Source organism: Spirosoma flavum, assembly GCF_042686045.1.
Classification (GTDB): domain Bacteria; phylum Bacteroidota; class Bacteroidia; order Cytophagales; family Spirosomataceae; genus Spirosoma; species Spirosoma flavum.
Genome location: NZ_JBHUOM010000048.1, coordinates 137745 through 154693 on the forward strand (window position 1 = coordinate 137745; position 16949 = coordinate 154693).

Below are 16949 nucleotides of genomic sequence, written 5' to 3' on the forward strand. Positions count from 1 at the left end.
TTTTCAGCATCAAAATTACTTTTACGTCAACAGAAGTATGTTGATACAATGAACTGGAACAAATTAACGAGCGACGCTCAACTTGATACCATTAAGGAAGAATCAGCAAAGCAGCCCGTGTTAATTTTCAAACACAGCACGACTTGTTCGATTAGTGCGATGGCGCTTAGCCGGATGGAGCGTAATTGGAACGATCAGCTTGGGGTAAAACCTTACTACCTTGACTTGCTTGCCAATCGGCCCATCTCGAAGGAAATTGAGAGCCAATTTGGTGTTGAACACGAATCGCCACAAGTGCTGCTGATTCGTAATGGCGAGTGCGTGTATGACGCATCGCACATGTCTATTTCCTTTGCTGGTCTACAGCAGGCGGTATAAAAAAGAAGAATTAAGGAAAGGGAAATAAAGGAGGAAGGGGAATATAAGGTCTGTATTCCTTCCTCCTTTTATTCTTTCAACGTTATCTTCGCTCTGTGACAAACTCCCCCAATCGGCGGATTGAACTTTGAAACGCTGACTTCAACCGCTTGCAAATCAGTGTATTTTGTTCGAATCTCCTGAATTATCTGGTGGGCGATATGTTCGAGCAATCGGGCTGGTTGCTTCATAACGCTGACGGTAATCCGATATAGATCTTCGTAGTTGACAGTGGCGCTTAAACGATCACGCCGGGCTGCTTCCGAAAAATCAGCCGTTACCACAATATCCACCGAATATTTATTGCCAATTTTCTGCTCCTCGTCATAAAAGCCGTGATAAGAGAAAAACTCGAGGCCTTCTAAGGCAATTGTTCCCATAAAGTTGTATGGATTTTCAACCCATATCTCGCGTTAGTTTTTGAAGAAAATACCTGACGCGATTCCCGCGAACTGACAGTTTACGTCAGTTAAATCTGGTCGAAAAATGAGCCACTTTTCTTTGTGGGTACCTCCTCGGCTGTTTCCGGTTCAGTCATAGCTGCTTCAGCCATATTCACCTCAGCCATCACCGATTCCGGGGCGTCCTGCTCAATAGCTTCTTCGGCAACAGGTTCGGTTGTTTCATGGTGAGTAGATTCAATAGCCTCATCAAGCTTTTCTGAAACAGCTTCGTCTACCGGAATAGCTTCGGGTATTGCTGTTTCACGCTCGATTAATGGAGGAAGATCATCAGCTAGGCTGGCTTGGGCGTTGCTCGGTTCGGATAGCGTCTCAGCACCGCCTTCCGTTTCAGGCTGCTTCAATTCATCCTTAATCTGTGATGTAACTTCGTCAATTTTCCCTTTTAGATTTTGTCTGGCAAACTTCTTTTCGAACCGATCTACGCTATCAACGGCGTTACTGGCAAGGGCACGAATTTGGACACCTAAGTTTTCCTTATAACTTTCTAAAGCCTTGAAATCATGCTCTAATGACTTCAGATCATTTAGAATGTTATCTTTTAAATAGCGGGCCTGATTTTCGGCATCCTGTACCATCAACGCTGATCGTTTCCGCGCTTCTCCCAGTATATCATCCGCTTTCTGCTTTGAATCGCCAATGTATTTGTCACCTGCTTTATTGGCCTGATCTGTAATTTGCGTGCTGGTATCTTCGGCTATTTTAAGTGTACGAAATAGCGTCATTTCTACCTCTTTCAGTTTGCCTAACTCTTTTTCGGCAATCTCAAGTTGCATCTTCAACATTTTATAGTCGCCGGTTAAGCGTTCCCATTCCTGAGATAACGAAACCAAAAATGCGTCAACATCTTCTGTTCTATAGCCGCGCAACCCTTTTTCAAATGTGTGTTGCCGGATTTCGATGGGCGTAATTTTCATTTATGCGCTAAGAGTTTTAATGAGTTGTAGTATAAACAGATAAAGGTGAAGTAACATCCATAATACCTATTTTACAAAAAATAGCCCGAAAAATAGCTGAATCCTATTTAAGCTAGCTTATTTCATGTCAATTTCCATACCGAAATGGTACGATCGTCGCTGGACGAGAGAAGTAATTCGTGGTATTCCGTCCAGAGTACTTTATTGACAGATGTGCCATGTCCGGCGTGCCTAGACCGATCAACAACCTTTACTAATTTGTACGTTTCAGCATCCCATATTTTGATTGACTTATCCATGCTGGCGGTAGCAATTAAACGACCATTTGTGCTGAATGACAAATGATTAATAGCGAACATATGAGCCACAATATCCTGTTGTAGGCTATATTTTTTCTCAACGTCCCATACCTTTAAATGAGCATCGCGTCCGGCAGTGAGCAAGTATTGAAATTCGGGCGAGTATGCAATGGTGAATACAGAATTAGTATGCGCTGGAATAATTTGCTTAAGTTCGTAGGTTAACAAATCAAAAATACGGACAACATTGTCACTATAGCCAACGGCCAGTTCTCGCTCAATCGGATTTATGGCTATGCACCGCGCCGATTGCTCAGATGCTTTAAGGTGTTTTCTGACTACTAACTGATCCGTATTTACAACAGCAACAACGCCATCGGAAAGGGCGACGAACGCATCGTTTTTGTAAAACTTGATATCAAAAATAGCCGCTGACGTTAGCTTTAGTGAGGCAACTTCCCGTTTCTGGACAGTATCAATTAAGTGTATCCCTTCGTAGTTCTGCCCAACCCACAATAGTCCACTTGTTGGGTGCAAAGCCAGCGCATAAATGGAGGCTGGTACGTTGGCAACCAATTCACCTAAATCAGGCCGATCGAGATGCCACTTCACAACTTGCCCATCACCACCAGCTGAGAAAAACTGTTCAGCCACCGGGCCGCGTTCGAGTGTATAAACCGGGTCACGGTGCCCGCCGAAGGTATCTATTTTCTCTACAGTCACGTATTGTAAAAACAAGTTGGTGATCAAAGGTCGTTAATCCTTTCTTTTTCTCGAACGACTTCCGACTTTTGATCGTGACTTTTCAAATAGATATAAACGGCGACTGTATAGCCAGGCTCCGGCCCATTACCGAAGATGAACCGACATTGCGGGCGAGGGCACTACTAACACTGTCGGAAGAGGAGGATTTAGCAAGCATCAGTCACCCATCTCAACGAATTGAGTGGCTTGCGTGTCGGGTGGCTCTTCGGCAATTAATTGAAGCGCAGGGAATGCCTTATCGAGGTTCGCAAAAGGATGAGTATGGAAAACCACATTTAATTGATTCTCCCTGGCATATTTCCCTCTCACATACAAGTGGCTGGGCGGCTGTTGTGCTGCATAGGTTGCAGCCAGTTGGTATTGATATTGAGCCAATTCGAGAGCAGTTCAGACGGGTAGTACCGCGTGTTTTGTCGGAAAGCGAAATCGTTCATGCCGCCGGTAACCCAAACCGGCTGGCCGTTTATTGGTGTGCGAAAGAAGCGTTATACAAGCTTTATGGAAAACGTCAGCTTACTTTTCGCGAGCATTTATACATTGAACCATTTGCCGATGGAGCGCTCTCTTTGATCGGCCATGTTTATTTACCTAACCACGAAGCACAGGCGAACGTTGGCCCGCTAACCATTCGCTGTTTTCAAACTGGACCGGGCCTATTGGCAGTAGCCTACTAATGTAAAAATGCACGACCAGCCAGTAGACTGGCCTTCACACATTACCGTTGTGTATAGTCCGATAAGGGTAACCCGTCGCCATCATCTCGAACGGTATTAAGAATTTGCTCTACTTCCCGAACGCGATCTGTATCGCCGTTTTTTTCAAAAGCCAGAGTCAGATTACGAAGTACTCGCCGAACGATATCGGCATTGGTGCAAGGCTGATAGAAGGTATCTAAACGCTTAAGATTCAATTGGTCAATATATTGATCAATATCTTTGGTGGTAAAGACTAAACCACGGTTAAAGACATTAATATAGAACTGGACCCCAGTACTGTTTTTATACGTCAAAACGAACAGGTTTGGTAGATTCACACCATAGACGGGCAGATTTAACCGCTTGGCAATGAGCATATAGAGGACGCAAAGCGTGATCGGATTACCCCGGCGAGATTCGAGCACCTGATTGATCATGGAGTTTGCAGGCGAGTGAAAATGCTTTGTATTAGGCGCAAATTTAAGTCTCGAAAAAAAAGCGCTGTTCATCGCCTTAATTTGCTCATCCGGGTGCATATCTGGCTTGAAATCAACCCAAACGTCATAAAATAGTTGCTCTACATCCTGCTTCAATCGGTCGAGTGAAAGATCAGGATATTGATACGTGGCAATAATCCAGAGCCCTTCCAGAAGGTCCATTGCACCACCATTTTTCCAGTCACGCATTCGATCCAGCACTGATTCATACTGAAGGTCATGGATAATTTCTTCGATTCGTTTTTGAAGATCGGGGTTGAAACTTCCCTCCCATTCGGACTCTAAAAACGGAATCATTTGTCCGCCCATCTGTCGAATTCGCTGTTCAACGTGTTCAACGACTTCCCGGTCTTCATCGTCCAGGAGCGAGATAAGGGCTTTCAATTCGTTGTCGTTCATTGGTTTGTGTCGCTTTGTCAGGTGACCCCAGAATAAAAACTGTTTTCGAAACCTCCTGAATATACTACTTTTGTCTGATTTCAAGAGTTGCTATACTAAAATAGTAACAAAAAATTCATAAAAAACGGTTTGACTCTCACAGGCAATTCTCCCAAAATTCTAGTAACCGGTGGCGCTGGTTTCATTGGCTCACACACGGTTGTTTCGCTAGTTAACGCCGGTTTTGAACCGGTCATCGTCGATGATTTCTCTAACTCCGAACGCTCAGTTCTTGATGGACTGCGGGCCATCTTGGGTCGCGACGTAACGTGCTATCCGGTAAATTGTAACGATGCAGCGGCAATGGCCGACATCTTCAAGAAAGAAACCCCGGTTGGTGTCATTCATTTTGCCGCCCACAAAGCCGTTGGTGAATCGGTGGCTAAACCGCTGAAATATTACCGCAACAATCTAGATTCGCTACTACTGCTGCTGGAGTTAATGCCTCAGTACAACATTCGAAACTTCGTATTTTCGTCGTCCTGCACGGTCTATGGTCAACCAGAGCACCTGCCTGTAACGGAAGAAACACCCCGACTTCCGGCGCAGTCGCCCTATGGCAACACAAAGTCTATTGGCGAAGATATCATTCGTGATGCTGTTCACGCGCAGATTCCCGTAAAGGCGTTAGCCCTACGGTATTTCAACCCTATCGGAGCACACCCATCAGCGCAAATCGGTGAATTACCATTGGGCGTTCCGGCTAATCTGGTTCCATTCATTACGCAAACAGCTGCCGGAATACGGGCCAGCCTGACTGTATACGGTGATGACTACAATACACCTGATGGAACCTGTGTTCGTGATTATATTGATGTAATAGACTTAGCGGATGCGCACGTTCAGGCTCTGAAAAAACTCATTGAGTCACAGGAAAACTCCTCTTACGACGTCATTAATATTGGCACTGGTCGGGGTGAAACGGTTCTGAACGTGATTAAAACGTTTGAACAGGAAACGGGCGTCAAGGTAAACTACACTATTGGCCCACGCCGGGCTGGCGATGTTGAACAGGTATATGGCGATGTGTCAAAGGCAAATCGGGTATTAGGCTGGACTGCCCATCGCTCCTTAGCTGAATCATTGCGCGATGCGTGGCAATGGCAGAAGAAATTAAGTTCACAAGGGTAGTATATACATATATTTGTACGGCCAGCATTACGCCGAAATGTAACTTAGATACTTATATGAAACTTCTTATCACCGGCGGAGCTGGATTTATCGGCTCTCACGTTGTTCGGCTATTCGTTACTAAATATCCTGAATATCAGATTTATAATCTTGATGCTCTGACTTACGCTGGTAACCTGGCAAATCTATCAGACATTGAAAAAGCACCTAACTACACATTCATCAAAGGCGATATCACCGACGCAAAATTTCTGGTGGATATGTTCACTGAACTGTCGTTCGATGGCGTGATTCATCTGGCAGCTGAATCGCACGTTGACCGATCCATTACAGATCCAATGTCGTTTGTGATGACCAACGTTGTTGGAACCGTGAATTTGCTTAATGCGGCAAAAGATAGCTGGGCGGCTGAGGGTATGGCTCCTAACTTCGAAGGCAAGCGCTTCTATCATGTTTCGACCGATGAAGTATTCGGTTCACTTCACAACCCTGAAGATTTCTTTACCGAAGAAACAGCCTACGATCCTCAATCGCCTTATTCGGCCTCAAAAGCCGCTTCCGATCACTTTGTACGGGCTTACGGCAATACGTATAAACTGCCCGTTGTTCTGTCTAATTGCTCGAATAACTATGGACCGAATCACTTTCCCGAAAAGCTGATTCCGCTCATGATTCATAACATTCAGACTAACAAGCCACTGCCCATTTACGGTAAAGGCGAGAACGTTCGCGACTGGCTGTTTGTGGTTGATCATGCCCGTGCTATCGATGCTGTTTTTCACAAAGGTAAACAGGGAGAAACGTACAACATAGGTGGCTTTAACGAGTGGAAAAACATTGATATTGTTAACCTGCTTTGCCAGATTATGGACCGTAAACTAGGACGGCCCGAAGGCACTTCGGCTCAACTCATTACCTACGTAACCGACCGGGCGGGACACGATCTTCGTTACGCCATCGATGCCCACAAAATCATGAATAACCTGGGTTGGCAGCCATCACTGCAATTTGAAGAAGGTCTTGAAAAAACCGTCGACTGGTTCTTGACTAATCAGGACTGGTTAAACAACGTGACTTCGGGAGCTTATCAGCGTTATTACCAAGGAATGTACACGGATAGATAAAAGCGGACCGTGCCTGCCCAGTCAAGCGCTCATTCAACATCTGTTGGGCATTCATTCACTAACTGAGAAATATGAAAGGAATTATTTTAGCCGGGGGTTCTGGCACACGTCTTCATCCACTTACGCTGGCCGTTTCAAAACAGCTGATGCCTGTGTATGACAAACCGATGATCTATTACCCGCTATCTATTCTAATGCTGGCGGGTATTCGCGATATTCTTATTATTTCGACGCCCCACGATTTGCCGCATTTCGAAAAATTGCTTGGCGACGGTACACGTATTGGTTGTAATTTCAGCTATGCTGTTCAGCCCAGCCCCGACGGATTGGCGCAGGCGTTTATCATTGGTGAAGAATTTATTGGTGACGATAAAGTTGCACTGGTGCTGGGCGATAATATTTTCTACGGATCGGGCTTATCTAAACTTCTTCAGGCTAATAACGACCCCGATGGCGGTGTCGTTTATGCCTATCAGGTACACGATCCTGAACGTTACGGCGTGGTAGAATTTGATACGCATTTCAATGTACTGTCTATCGAAGAAAAACCGGTGAAAGCTAAGTCAAATTATGCGGTGCCGGGCTTATATTTCTATGATAATAATGTAGTTGAAATAGCAAAAAATATTAAGCCATCGCCCAGAGGTGAACTGGAAATTACCGATATAAATCGGGTTTATCTGGAACAGGGCAAACTTAAAGTTGGCGTACTAGACCGGGGTACAGCCTGGCTCGATACTGGCACATTTGAGTCGCTGATGCAAGCGGGACAGTTTGTTCATGTTATTGAACAGCGGCAGGGGTTGAAAATCGGTTGTATCGAAGAGATTGCTTACCGTATGAAATTTATAGATGCAGAACAACTTACCACTATTGCTCAGCCGCTAGTCAAAAGTGGTTATGGTGCGTACTTGTTGAATTTGCTAAAATAAATGTAGCCCAGCCAAGTGGTATTTAAGAATATATAAAAAAACGCCAGAGCAAGCTGCCTTGGCGTTTTTCATTGACCTAACCTATGAGAAGTATCTTTACTAATGGTTACTTGAGTGAGATATTCATTAGCAATAAGACAAAGGTAGCTTCTTGCTTGAGAGCTATTTGAGCGCAGAAACACCGATTTTAAATATCAAAAACAAATAGGCATAAGCCCGCACTTTAGCACGTATAACTACGTATTGGCAACTATCTTATCCGGCTTAACTAGTTATTTATCAGTATATTAATCAAAATACCCGGAGTGATACAAAGGTTGCATACAGACATAGTTATTGTAATTTAGGTGCGCTTTCCCATTCCATCCATTCCGAAAAAACCTTATACTATCTAACTTCAACCTCTTTTTTTATGAGTGTTTTCACTAAAAATGCCGGGCGCATTCTCGACTCGCAGGAAACTCAAACTATGACAGGTGCCTACCGTGAGCGCAAATTAGAGGTGGGCCTGGCTGATGATGATTATGTACGCTCCGAGTATTTTGGCATTAATCAGGTTCAATATCTGCTTGATCAGCCCGGTTGCATAGGTTTACGCATTCATCACGCCAAACGTTGGGAAGATGCCGATGGTAACCTTACAGAACCGGGCAAGGGTCAACTTAAACCACGTGTTCTGTTAACTGGCGTAGATGCACAGGGTAAGGACATGCCCATATATGCTGACAAAGCAGGAATGAAAGACATGCCAGATGGCGGAGGAGGTAGAGCAGTGGGTGATGGATTTACTTGTCCACAACATTGCCCCAAATAAATTTACTCTTCAATAAAAATCTCCCTTGTACTTATGATAGAAAGGCTATTGCGCTTTATCGAGCACTATCCACTTGACTTCATTTCTTATTTAAGCAGTGGTCTTCCTATCATAATTGGTTATTCCAGATTTCATTTCTTGAAGGGGAATCTAAGAGTTATATGGTATCTATTTTGTTTTTTTTTCATCAAAGATACCTATGCTCTTATTCATATGTTTTTGATTCCTAATATACTGTACTTACAAAATATAGAGGCAATTATCGAGACAATTATAACAGGTATTATATTCTTCTATAGTTTTGACAAACCTAGTCATAAAAAGTTAACAATAATACTTATGACTAGTTGCACTATAATTACAATTATTTTCTATAAAAGCTCCGATATTTCCTCCGTTAGCCTGTCAGTATTTAGAGTTTTTTCAATTATTCTTTCGTTGATTTACTTCAATAAAGTATTGACAGATATGCGGGTGAAGAGCATTACAAAACACAGTATGTTTTGGTTTACATCAGGATTGCTTATTTACTCTGCCGGTACGTTTTTTATCATGCTTTTTAGTGAAAACTGGTACAAGGATATGAACAAAGTTTCTGCCGAAGTATTTGATAAATATTGGAATGCAAGTCAGATTCTATTTATTATTTTCTGCTTATTATCTGCTTTAAGCCTTTGGACAAGTAAGTATGATAAAGACAATATACTATGATTGTTTTTTAACCTAAACTTTTTGTTCACTGTGAAAATACCCGCGACAAGTAACTAATTATTACCACTCACTCAATAGTTATAACTAATTCGTTGACATTCAGATAGAGATTCTTGAACTTTACTTTATAGATTGGTCTGTATGCAGTCCTTATGTCAATAGATTCCAGTTTTGTAATTGCCGTCGGTACGGCTGTTCTATTGATGATGGCAGTGTTCATTATCATCTTTGTAGCCTATTATCAACAAAAACAGTCAAAACAGCAACTAGCCTTCAAGGAATTGCAGGTTCAGCACCGGCGTGACCTGATGGGAGCTACTTTCCGGGGGCAGGAAGAAGAACGAAAAAGACTGGCTGAAGACATGCATGATGGCATTGGTACGATGCTGTCGGTTACGAAAATGAGCCTAAATCAGTTAGAGCGACAGGTAGGAGGTGATGTGCAGGTGAGTTTTCAGTTTCAGAAGACTCGCTCCATGATTGATGAAACGATGACCAATGTTCGGCGCATTAGTCGCAATTTGGTTCCTACAACGCTCGAACGCTTCGGATTGCTGGCTGCTCTTGAAGAACTGGTCGACCGCGCTACCGACAATGATACGGATATACAATTGACGTATCCTGAATCAGCAATGCCATTTCCTCCTTCCCTGGATTTAATGCTTTACCGAATTGCGCAGGAGTTGGTCAATAATGCCATTCGGCATGCCCGCGCCCGGCACATCGTCATTCAAGTGTTTAGCCTCGACAATGAGGTTAGACTCTCAGTGCTTGACGATGGCATAGGCTTTGATTTTGACGCTGTTATGGAAAATAAACAGGGCGGCTTGGGGCTACGAAATATTGAAAGCCGCCTAAGTGTAGTGAATGGGCACGCAACGTTCGACGTGGCTCCCGGTCGCGGGTCGCAGATTCATATACAGGTTCGTTTGCATGATGCGCAACCTGTTGATTTATTGAGTTAATTTGTTTGCTGCGTAGTCGCTTTCTACGACAAACGGCATGAGCACCTAAATTCCCTTCCTTTATGAGAAAAATTAAGTTGGCCCTCTGCGACGATCATAATTTGTTTCGCGTTGGGATGGCAACAATTCTTGGACAGATTCACGATTTTGAATTAGTTCTGGAAGCCGGAAATGGGCAGGAACTGATTGATAAAATTGCTCGAAAATTGCCCGATGTTGTCTTGCTTGACCTCCAAATGCCGGTTATGGATGGCACCGCTACCGCCGACTATCTGCGTGAGAATTACCCACTCATTAAAATTGTTGTGTTAACAATGCACGATGAAGATCGAATGGTACTTCATCTGCTCGAAAAGGGCGTTAGCGGTTATCTATTGAAAGATGCTGAAGCCGGCGAAGTGGAGAAGGCAATTCGAAAAGTGATGGACGAAGGCGTTTACTTAAACGAATTCGTATCGAAAGCCATGCTTCGCAAAATGACGAATAAAACAACGATAGCAAGGCCAATTAATGGCTTTTATAACAGTAAGATTCTCCTTTCTGAGCGTGAAAAGGAAGTGCTGATGCTTATCTGCGAAGGGCTATCAACGCTTGAGATAAGTGAAAAGATATTTCTCAGCCCCCGTACTGTTGAGGGACACCGGTTGCGTATCCTCGAAAAAACCGGCACCAAAAACACGGCTGGTATGGTCGCTTACGCTTTTAAAAACAGCTTGGTTTAATAAGTAATGTCACTAACGAACGTCTATTAGAGACATTACTACTGGCGGTTACCGTTAAAGACTTCCCGTTTTTCCACCATCTACCGGGAGATTTATACCATTGATGGAAGCAGCAGCGGGCGTACACAGAAAAGCAATGGCTGCGGCTACTTCTTCGGCCTTAATAAATCGCCCGGTCGGAATTTCACTCTCCATCTGGTTGGCAGTTTCTTCTTCTGTTTTGTCAGATGCTTTCGACCGCATAGCTACTACAGCCGCCAAACGGGCTGTTTCTGTGTAACCGGGTAGTACATTATTAACCGTAATGCCAAATTGCGCAATCTCTAGTGAAAGCGTTTTTGCCCATTGCGCAACGGCACCCCGAATAGTATTCGAGACACCTAATCCTACAATCGGTTGCTTGACAGACGTTGAGATAACGTTAACAATTCGCCCGAAATTAGCTTGCTTCATTACCGGGAAAACGGCCTGGACTAATGCCTGATTAATTAGTAGATGGTTATGAAATGTTTGCACAAACTCATCGGGTTTGGCATCAAGCAGCGGTCCACCAGCCGGCCCCCCCGTATTGTTAATTAAAATATGCACATCGGGAAATTGAGTTAGATGCTTTGCAAGAGCCATCGGTGCTGCTTCCGGCTGGCTGAAATCAGCAATGATATAACGGTGCGTTTGACCTTTGGTCGTATCCAAATCTGTCATTGTATTTTTAAGGGTCTGCTCATTACGAGCCATTAGCACAATGTTAGCGCCCAACAGAGCCAATTCGATAGCCGCAGCGCGGCCAATGCCTTGTGTACTACCACAAACAAGGGCAGTCTTTCCGTTTAAAGTGAGATTCATAAAAAAGCGGCTATTCGTTAACACCAATCATCAATACAAAGCCCTATGGAAAATAGGGAAAAATACCACTAGAGTAGTTTTACGTTGACAAAGTAGTAGTTTTGGGCAACTTTGAGTCCATTATTAACCATTTGCATTTCAACAGACCATGTCAAAGACATTAATTATCGTGGTGGTTATTGCCCTCTTTTTGGGTATGTACGGCTGTAGTTCCTATAACGGTTTAGTTCAGACAGACACAACTGTACAGGAAAAATGGGCACAGGTACAGACTCAGTATCAACGACGGGCAGATTTGATTCCGAACTTAGTTAAGACGGTGCAGGGTGCAGCTAATTTTGAGAAAAGTACGTTAACCGCCGTTATTCAGGCTCGTGCCAGTGCCACTCAGGTAAAGTTCACGGCGGATCAGCTGACTCCCGAGAATATCCAGAAGTTCCAGGCAGCCCAGGAGCAGGTAAGTGGTTCACTGTCGCGGCTGTTAGCCGTTGCGGAGAGCTATCCAAATCTGAAAGCGAACCAGAATTTTCTGGAGTTGCAGGCACAATTAGAAGGTACAGAAAACAGGATTTCTGTATCCCGAAATGACTTTAATGGAGCGGTGAAATCCTACAACCAGTCGGTACGGTCGTTCCCTAACAATATCTTTGCTGGCATTTTTGGCTTTCCTGTAAAAGGCTTCTTCGAGGCTTCACAAGCTGCCCAAAACGCCCCAACGGTACAGTTTTAATAGCCTGGAGCAAGGGGTATAAGGCATGTAGATGCTGATATAGAACATTATCTCCATGTCCTATACCCTGAGCCCTAAGCTTCCCTACTCCATGCAAACGAACCCTTTCACTCCCAACGAACAGCAGCGCATCGTGGAAGCCATTCGGCAGGCCGAAAAGGCTACGTCGGGTGAAATCCGGGTACATGTTGAACCGCACTGTGCCAACGCTGACCCTGTGCAACGGGCCATTGAGGTATTCGCTCATTTGGGAATGCATCAAACTAAAGAGCAGAACGGTGTTCTGTTTTACCTCGCTCATGCCGACCGAAAGTTCGCCGTGTTGGGTGATAAGGGGATTGATGCGAAAGTGCCCAGTAACTTTTGGGAAAGCACCAAAGACCTACTCCGTAGTCATTTTGCTGCTGGAAACTATGCCGAAGGGCTGAGCCAGGGCATTGAACGAGCCGGGCAACAGCTAAAACAGTACTTCCCTTACGCCAGCGATGACACTAACGAACTCGCCGACGACATTTCGTTTGACTGACACTGCTGTGAATGTACTCTCTTTTATTACTTATGTTACCCGTCTGCTGCGTCTTGGGTTGATGCTCTTTTTGTTGGTTGTGGTACCGGCCAAGTTAAGGGCGCAGGATACAGCAACCGATACGGGAGTATCGTCCAATACCGCTATTCCTGACAAGCCGAACCCACCCCGTTTAGTCAACGATTTTGTGGGTATTCTGAGCAGTACCGAGCGGGAACAATTGGAGCAGAAACTACGCACGTACAACGACTCAACGTCCACCCAAATTACTATTGTCATTGTTAAGACTACTGAACCTTACCCCATTGGTGACTTTGCTTTTCAGATAGGTCGGAAGTGGGGTGTTGGGCAACAGGGTAAAAATAATGGATTGGTACTTGCCTGGGCTACACAGACGCGTAAGATCTTCATTGCACCCGGCTACGGTCTAGAAGGTGCTATTCCAGATGCTATAGCTAAGCGAATTATCACAAATACCATTGCGCCAGCGTTCAAACAGGAGCAATATTATCAGGGTTTGGATGAGGCTACAACCGAAATCATTAAGCGCGCCAGTGGCGAATATAAAGCCGATCCCGATACCAGTGACGGTGATAGCTCCAGTACGTTCTTTATTGCACTGATTATTATTTTTGTTATCGTCTTTATCATTTCCCGACGAAATCGAGGTGGTGGCGGCAATAACAGCAATCGCGGTGGCGGGTTGGGATGGCCAATGTTTTTTCCAACCTCTACTTACTCCGGTTGGGGCGGCTCCGGCGGTGGTAGCAGCAGCAGTGGTGGCGGATTCGGTGGTTTTGGTGGTGGCAGTTTTGGTGGTGGTGGCGCTGGTGGTGATTACTAGTTACCTATAAATAAGACATTCAGCGGCCTAATAAAATATGCCGATGAATGCGTCTTACAGGCCGTTCAACAAAAAATCATGCTATGGATGACCACTCGTGCCTATTTTTGGCTATCAAGTCATTCCACCCTGTATGTTTTCCGTCGTTGCTCGTTACTGTCTACCTTTACTCTTCCTGCCGTTTCTTTCGTTAGCCCAAACTAACCCTACCCTTCCCAATACGGCCCAGTCTGACCTTGTTCAACCAGATACATCCCGTATCAGAACCCTTGAGGAAGATGCAGTAAATCAGCAAATGGTTACTGGTCAGGCTACAATTTTTGCGCCATCCAAACAGCGTAGAGTTATAAAGGCGGTTGAAATAAGCGATAAGTTAAAGATTGATGGCCGCTTGGATGAAGCAGACTGGCTTCGTGGGAAATCGGTCAGGCACTTTAGACAGGTAGACCCAAAGCAAGGTCGGCCTGCTACGTTTGACACCGACGTACGGGTGTTATATAATCGTCATTTCCTGTATATAGCCGCCATCAATTACGACTCGCTCGGTCGGCGTGGCTTACGAGCACCCAACTTCAAACGGGACTTTTCGAATCAGTCACATGATTTGTTTGGGGTAGTCATTGATGGCTTCAATGATAGGCGTAATGCCATGACCTTTGCCACGAATCCATACGGCACCCAACGCGATCTACTTTCTTTTGACGATGTACTGTCTGATATAGACTGGGATGGTTTCTGGAAAGTACGTACCAGTCGTACAGATTCGGGCTGGGTGGCCGAAATGCAGATTCCCTGGCAGACGCTGCGGTATATGCGCTCGGCAGATTCTACGCAGTCCTGGGGAATTAATTTTTTTCGTAATCGCCGGTATTCTAATGAGTTATCAGCCTGGTCTCCGTATCCAAGAGCGTTTACGTCGAATCGAGTTGCTTATGCGGGCTTAATAACTGGCTTAAAGCCACCACCACCCTCACCCAATATTCGTATCCAGCCGTATATGTTGATCAGCGATGATCGCTATAATGGTACAGAAGTGGGGTATGGGCAGGCCGCAAAAATTAAACTCGGTGGTGATGCTAAATGGGCCATCAATCCGAATACCGTTCTCGACCTTACCTTAAACACAGATTTTGCCCAGGCAGATGTAGATCGGCAGGTGAATAACCTTACCCGTTTTTCGGTGCTGTTTCCCGAACGGCGAGCATTTTTCCTGGAGAATGCCAGCTTGTTTGGAGCCGGGCTGCCAGGAAATCAGAACTCAGGCGAAGGAGGCAGTATGGTTATTCAGCCGTTTTTTAGCCGGACAATTGGCCTTGCTAAACTTCCCGACGGCACCAGTACAGCAGTGCCAATTGATGCTGGTGCCCGTTTAGTTTACCGGTCACTAAATCGAAATTATGGGGGCATGGTTATCCGGCAGCGTGGCATTCCTGGTAGCCCTACGACGGATTTTGTTGTCGGGCGTTACTCTGAAAATGTTGGCCGACAAAATCGTATTGGCGGTCTGTTTACACTGAAAAATGTGCACGGGGCAGATGGCGTTAGCGGGCGGCAAAATGGAACGCTTGCCCTTGATGGTTTTTTTCGGTTAAGCCAGAAATGGACTTATAATGCCATGGTCGTCGGTTCGCTGAGTTCGGGTGGCACCGATCAGGGTATGTCAGCCTATAGTCAGCTTGTCTATCGTACAAATCAGTTGGTCGGATGGTGGACGCAATCGGTCGTGACAAAGAACTTTAACCCGGAGATGGGCTTTGTTTCACGAAGCGACGTTATCGCGACAACCCCTGGTCTATATATTGTTAACCGGGCTAAATGGTTGCCCAAATGGGTACGCAATTTCGAGCCGGGTGCTTTCCTAGAATTATACCATAAAGCGTCGACAGGATACTTACAGGAAGCGCAGTACAACATTAACCCGGTGTGGCTAACGTTTCAAAATGGGGGCAATCTGGGGTTATTTGTGAACCCAACGTTCCAACGCTTGGATAACGGCGACTACCGCCCGCTGGATTTGGCCATTCCCTCTACTAACTATCGCTATGTTCGGTACAGTGCCATGTTCAGTACCGATCCGTCGAAGAAAGTATCGTTTCAGTTTAACGGTGAAACTGGTGGCTATTATGACGGCAAGCTGAACTACGCACGCGCTTCACTCATTTTAGCTCCAATTCCACACGCTGCCTTTACGCTCAACGCCGAAGCGAACAACTTCCGGAATGTGGGTAATTACACGGGAACAATAGCCCTGTATAGTGTAGAAAGTCGAATGGCAGTAAATCCCCGTCTGCAACTGATTAGTTTTTTTCAACGTAATACCTATAATGAACGAAACGCCTGGAACATTCGACTGGCGTGGGAATTCCAGCCACTCTCATTCTTGTATATAGTGTATAATTACGGAACATATGCTGGCTCTTTTCTAGCAACTGATAGACAGCAGGAGCAGCACATTATTGGCAAACTATCGTATCTGAAGCAGTTTTGACCTTTACTGACGGCCTGATTAATGCAGCTTAGATAACCTGTTTCTCGATCAGAAGAATAAATAGATGGATTACCTTGATATGAACTTCCTGAATACGGTCGGCATAGCCAAAATGCGGCACTCGAACTTCGACGTCGGCCTGGCCCGCAAGTTTCCCTCCATCCTTTCCAGTTAACAGCACGACCTTCATACCCTTTTGGCGAGCCGCTTCAACGGCACGAATCACATTGGGTGAATTACCGCTAGTGCTTAAACCCAGCAACACATCACCCTCATTACCCAGCCCTTCGACAAAACGTGAGAATATAAATTCAAAACCGTAGTCATTACTCACGCAAGAAATGTGGCTGACATCTGAAATGGCAATAGCTGCCAGCGACCGGCGAGCATCTCGATAACGCCCGGACAGTTCTTCGGCAAAGTGCATAGCATCGCAATGTGATCCACCGTTGCCGCAAGAAATAATTTTACGGCCATTTTTGAGTGCATCGCCCATAAGCGTAGCCGCCTGTTCAATAGCAGAAAGATTGTCGGGATTACTAAGGAATGTATCTAAAACTGACTGCGCTTCGGTTAACTCCTGGCGGATAATATCAAGCATAAAAACGTAACAAGTCGTAAAACGTAAAG

At 45.0% G+C, this 16949-nt stretch carries 18 protein-coding genes; 12 read left to right on the forward strand and 6 right to left on the reverse strand.

Going from position 1 to position 16949, the window contains the following annotated elements; all coding sequences use genetic code 11:
• Positions 1 to 48 precede the first annotated feature (48 nt).
• A complete protein-coding gene (gene ytxJ, locus ACFS25_RS29550) occupies positions 49 to 378 on the forward strand; it encodes a bacillithiol system redox-active protein YtxJ (RefSeq protein WP_381508480.1) in 330 nt (109 codons plus the stop codon).
• 68 nt (positions 379 to 446) lie between these two features.
• Here the strand turns inward: ytxJ and folB are convergent, their stop codons facing one another.
• From folB to ACFS25_RS29565, 3 genes are all read right to left on the reverse strand, one after another.
• Complete coding sequence (gene folB, locus ACFS25_RS29555) at positions 447 to 797, reverse strand: dihydroneopterin aldolase (protein WP_381508482.1); 351 nt, start codon at positions 795 to 797, stop codon at positions 447 to 449.
• Between the two features lie 89 nt (positions 798 to 886).
• Complete coding sequence (locus tag ACFS25_RS29560) at positions 887 to 1795, reverse strand: DivIVA domain-containing protein (protein ID WP_381508484.1); 909 nt, start codon at positions 1793 to 1795, stop codon at positions 887 to 889.
• Positions 1796 to 1917: 122 nt separating this feature from the next.
• Entirely contained in the window at positions 1918 to 2817 is a 900-nt protein-coding gene (locus ACFS25_RS29565; RefSeq protein WP_381508953.1) for a WD40 repeat domain-containing protein, read from the reverse strand.
• A 74-nt stretch (positions 2818 to 2891) separates the two neighbouring features.
• Here ACFS25_RS29565 and ACFS25_RS29570 point away from each other — a divergent pair, with 74 nt between their 5' ends.
• Positions 2892 to 3533: a 4'-phosphopantetheinyl transferase family protein gene (locus ACFS25_RS29570; protein ID WP_381508486.1), complete on the forward strand. Its 642-nt coding sequence runs from the start codon at positions 2892 to 2894 to the stop codon at positions 3531 to 3533.
• 41 nt (positions 3534 to 3574) lie between these two features.
• Here ACFS25_RS29570 and ACFS25_RS29575 read toward each other — a convergent pair whose 3' ends face one another.
• Positions 3575 to 4450 carry a transglutaminase-like domain-containing protein gene (locus ACFS25_RS29575; RefSeq protein WP_381508489.1) on the reverse strand — a complete coding sequence of 292 codons (876 nt, stop codon included), beginning with the start codon at positions 4448 to 4450 and terminating at the stop codon, positions 3575 to 3577.
• A gap of 129 nt (positions 4451 to 4579) precedes the next feature.
• Here ACFS25_RS29575 and galE point away from each other — a divergent pair, with 129 nt between their 5' ends.
• The 6 genes from galE (at position 4580) to ACFS25_RS29605 (ending at position 10888) form a co-directional block, all read left to right on the forward strand.
• Positions 4580 to 5620, forward strand: a complete 1041-nt coding sequence (galE, locus tag ACFS25_RS29580) for a UDP-glucose 4-epimerase GalE (protein WP_381508491.1) — start codon at positions 4580 to 4582, stop codon at positions 5618 to 5620.
• Positions 5621 to 5676: 56 nt separating this feature from the next.
• Positions 5677 to 6744: a dTDP-glucose 4,6-dehydratase gene (gene rfbB / locus ACFS25_RS29585; RefSeq protein ID WP_381508493.1), complete on the forward strand. Its 1068-nt coding sequence runs from the start codon at positions 5677 to 5679 to the stop codon at positions 6742 to 6744.
• Between the two features lie 71 nt (positions 6745 to 6815).
• Complete coding sequence (gene rfbA / locus ACFS25_RS29590) at positions 6816 to 7676, forward strand: glucose-1-phosphate thymidylyltransferase RfbA (RefSeq protein ID WP_381508495.1); 861 nt, start codon at positions 6816 to 6818, stop codon at positions 7674 to 7676.
• Positions 7677 to 8088: 412 nt separating this feature from the next.
• Positions 8089 to 8490, forward strand: a complete 402-nt coding sequence (locus ACFS25_RS29595; protein WP_381508497.1) for a hypothetical protein — start codon at positions 8089 to 8091, stop codon at positions 8488 to 8490.
• Positions 8491 to 9353: 863 nt separating this feature from the next.
• Positions 9354 to 10166, forward strand: coding sequence for a sensor histidine kinase (locus ACFS25_RS29600; protein ID WP_381508499.1), 813 nt, complete (start codon positions 9354 to 9356; stop codon positions 10164 to 10166).
• A 62-nt stretch (positions 10167 to 10228) separates the two neighbouring features.
• Entirely contained in the window at positions 10229 to 10888 is a 660-nt protein-coding gene (locus tag ACFS25_RS29605) for a response regulator transcription factor (RefSeq protein WP_381508501.1), read from the forward strand.
• A gap of 54 nt (positions 10889 to 10942) precedes the next feature.
• Here the strand turns inward: ACFS25_RS29605 and ACFS25_RS29610 are convergent, their stop codons facing one another.
• The gene (locus tag ACFS25_RS29610; protein ID WP_381508503.1) at positions 10943 to 11731 is read right to left on the reverse strand and encodes an SDR family oxidoreductase; all 789 of its coding nucleotides are present in this window, start codon (positions 11729 to 11731) and stop codon (positions 10943 to 10945) included.
• 148 nt (positions 11732 to 11879) lie between these two features.
• Here ACFS25_RS29610 and ACFS25_RS29615 point away from each other — a divergent pair, with 148 nt between their 5' ends.
• The 4 genes from ACFS25_RS29615 to ACFS25_RS29630 all read left to right on the forward strand — a co-directional run bounded on the left by ACFS25_RS29615 (position 11880) and on the right by ACFS25_RS29630 (position 16319).
• Positions 11880 to 12461, forward strand: coding sequence for a LemA family protein (locus tag ACFS25_RS29615; protein ID WP_381508505.1), 582 nt, complete (start codon positions 11880 to 11882; stop codon positions 12459 to 12461).
• A gap of 91 nt (positions 12462 to 12552) precedes the next feature.
• On the forward strand, positions 12553 to 12987 hold the full coding sequence (locus tag ACFS25_RS29620) for a TPM domain-containing protein (RefSeq protein WP_381508507.1): 435 nt from the start codon (positions 12553 to 12555) through the stop codon (positions 12985 to 12987).
• 7 nt (positions 12988 to 12994) lie between these two features.
• A complete protein-coding gene (locus ACFS25_RS29625; RefSeq protein ID WP_381508509.1) occupies positions 12995 to 13831 on the forward strand; it encodes a TPM domain-containing protein in 837 nt (278 codons plus the stop codon).
• A 133-nt stretch (positions 13832 to 13964) separates the two neighbouring features.
• Positions 13965 to 16319, forward strand: a complete 2355-nt coding sequence (locus ACFS25_RS29630; protein WP_381508511.1) for a carbohydrate binding family 9 domain-containing protein — start codon at positions 13965 to 13967, stop codon at positions 16317 to 16319.
• A gap of 28 nt (positions 16320 to 16347) precedes the next feature.
• Here the strand turns inward: ACFS25_RS29630 and lpcA are convergent, their stop codons facing one another.
• On the reverse strand, positions 16348 to 16920 hold the full coding sequence (lpcA, locus tag ACFS25_RS29635) for a D-sedoheptulose 7-phosphate isomerase (protein WP_381508513.1): 573 nt from the start codon (positions 16918 to 16920) through the stop codon (positions 16348 to 16350).
• Positions 16921 to 16949: the final 29 nt, after the last annotated feature.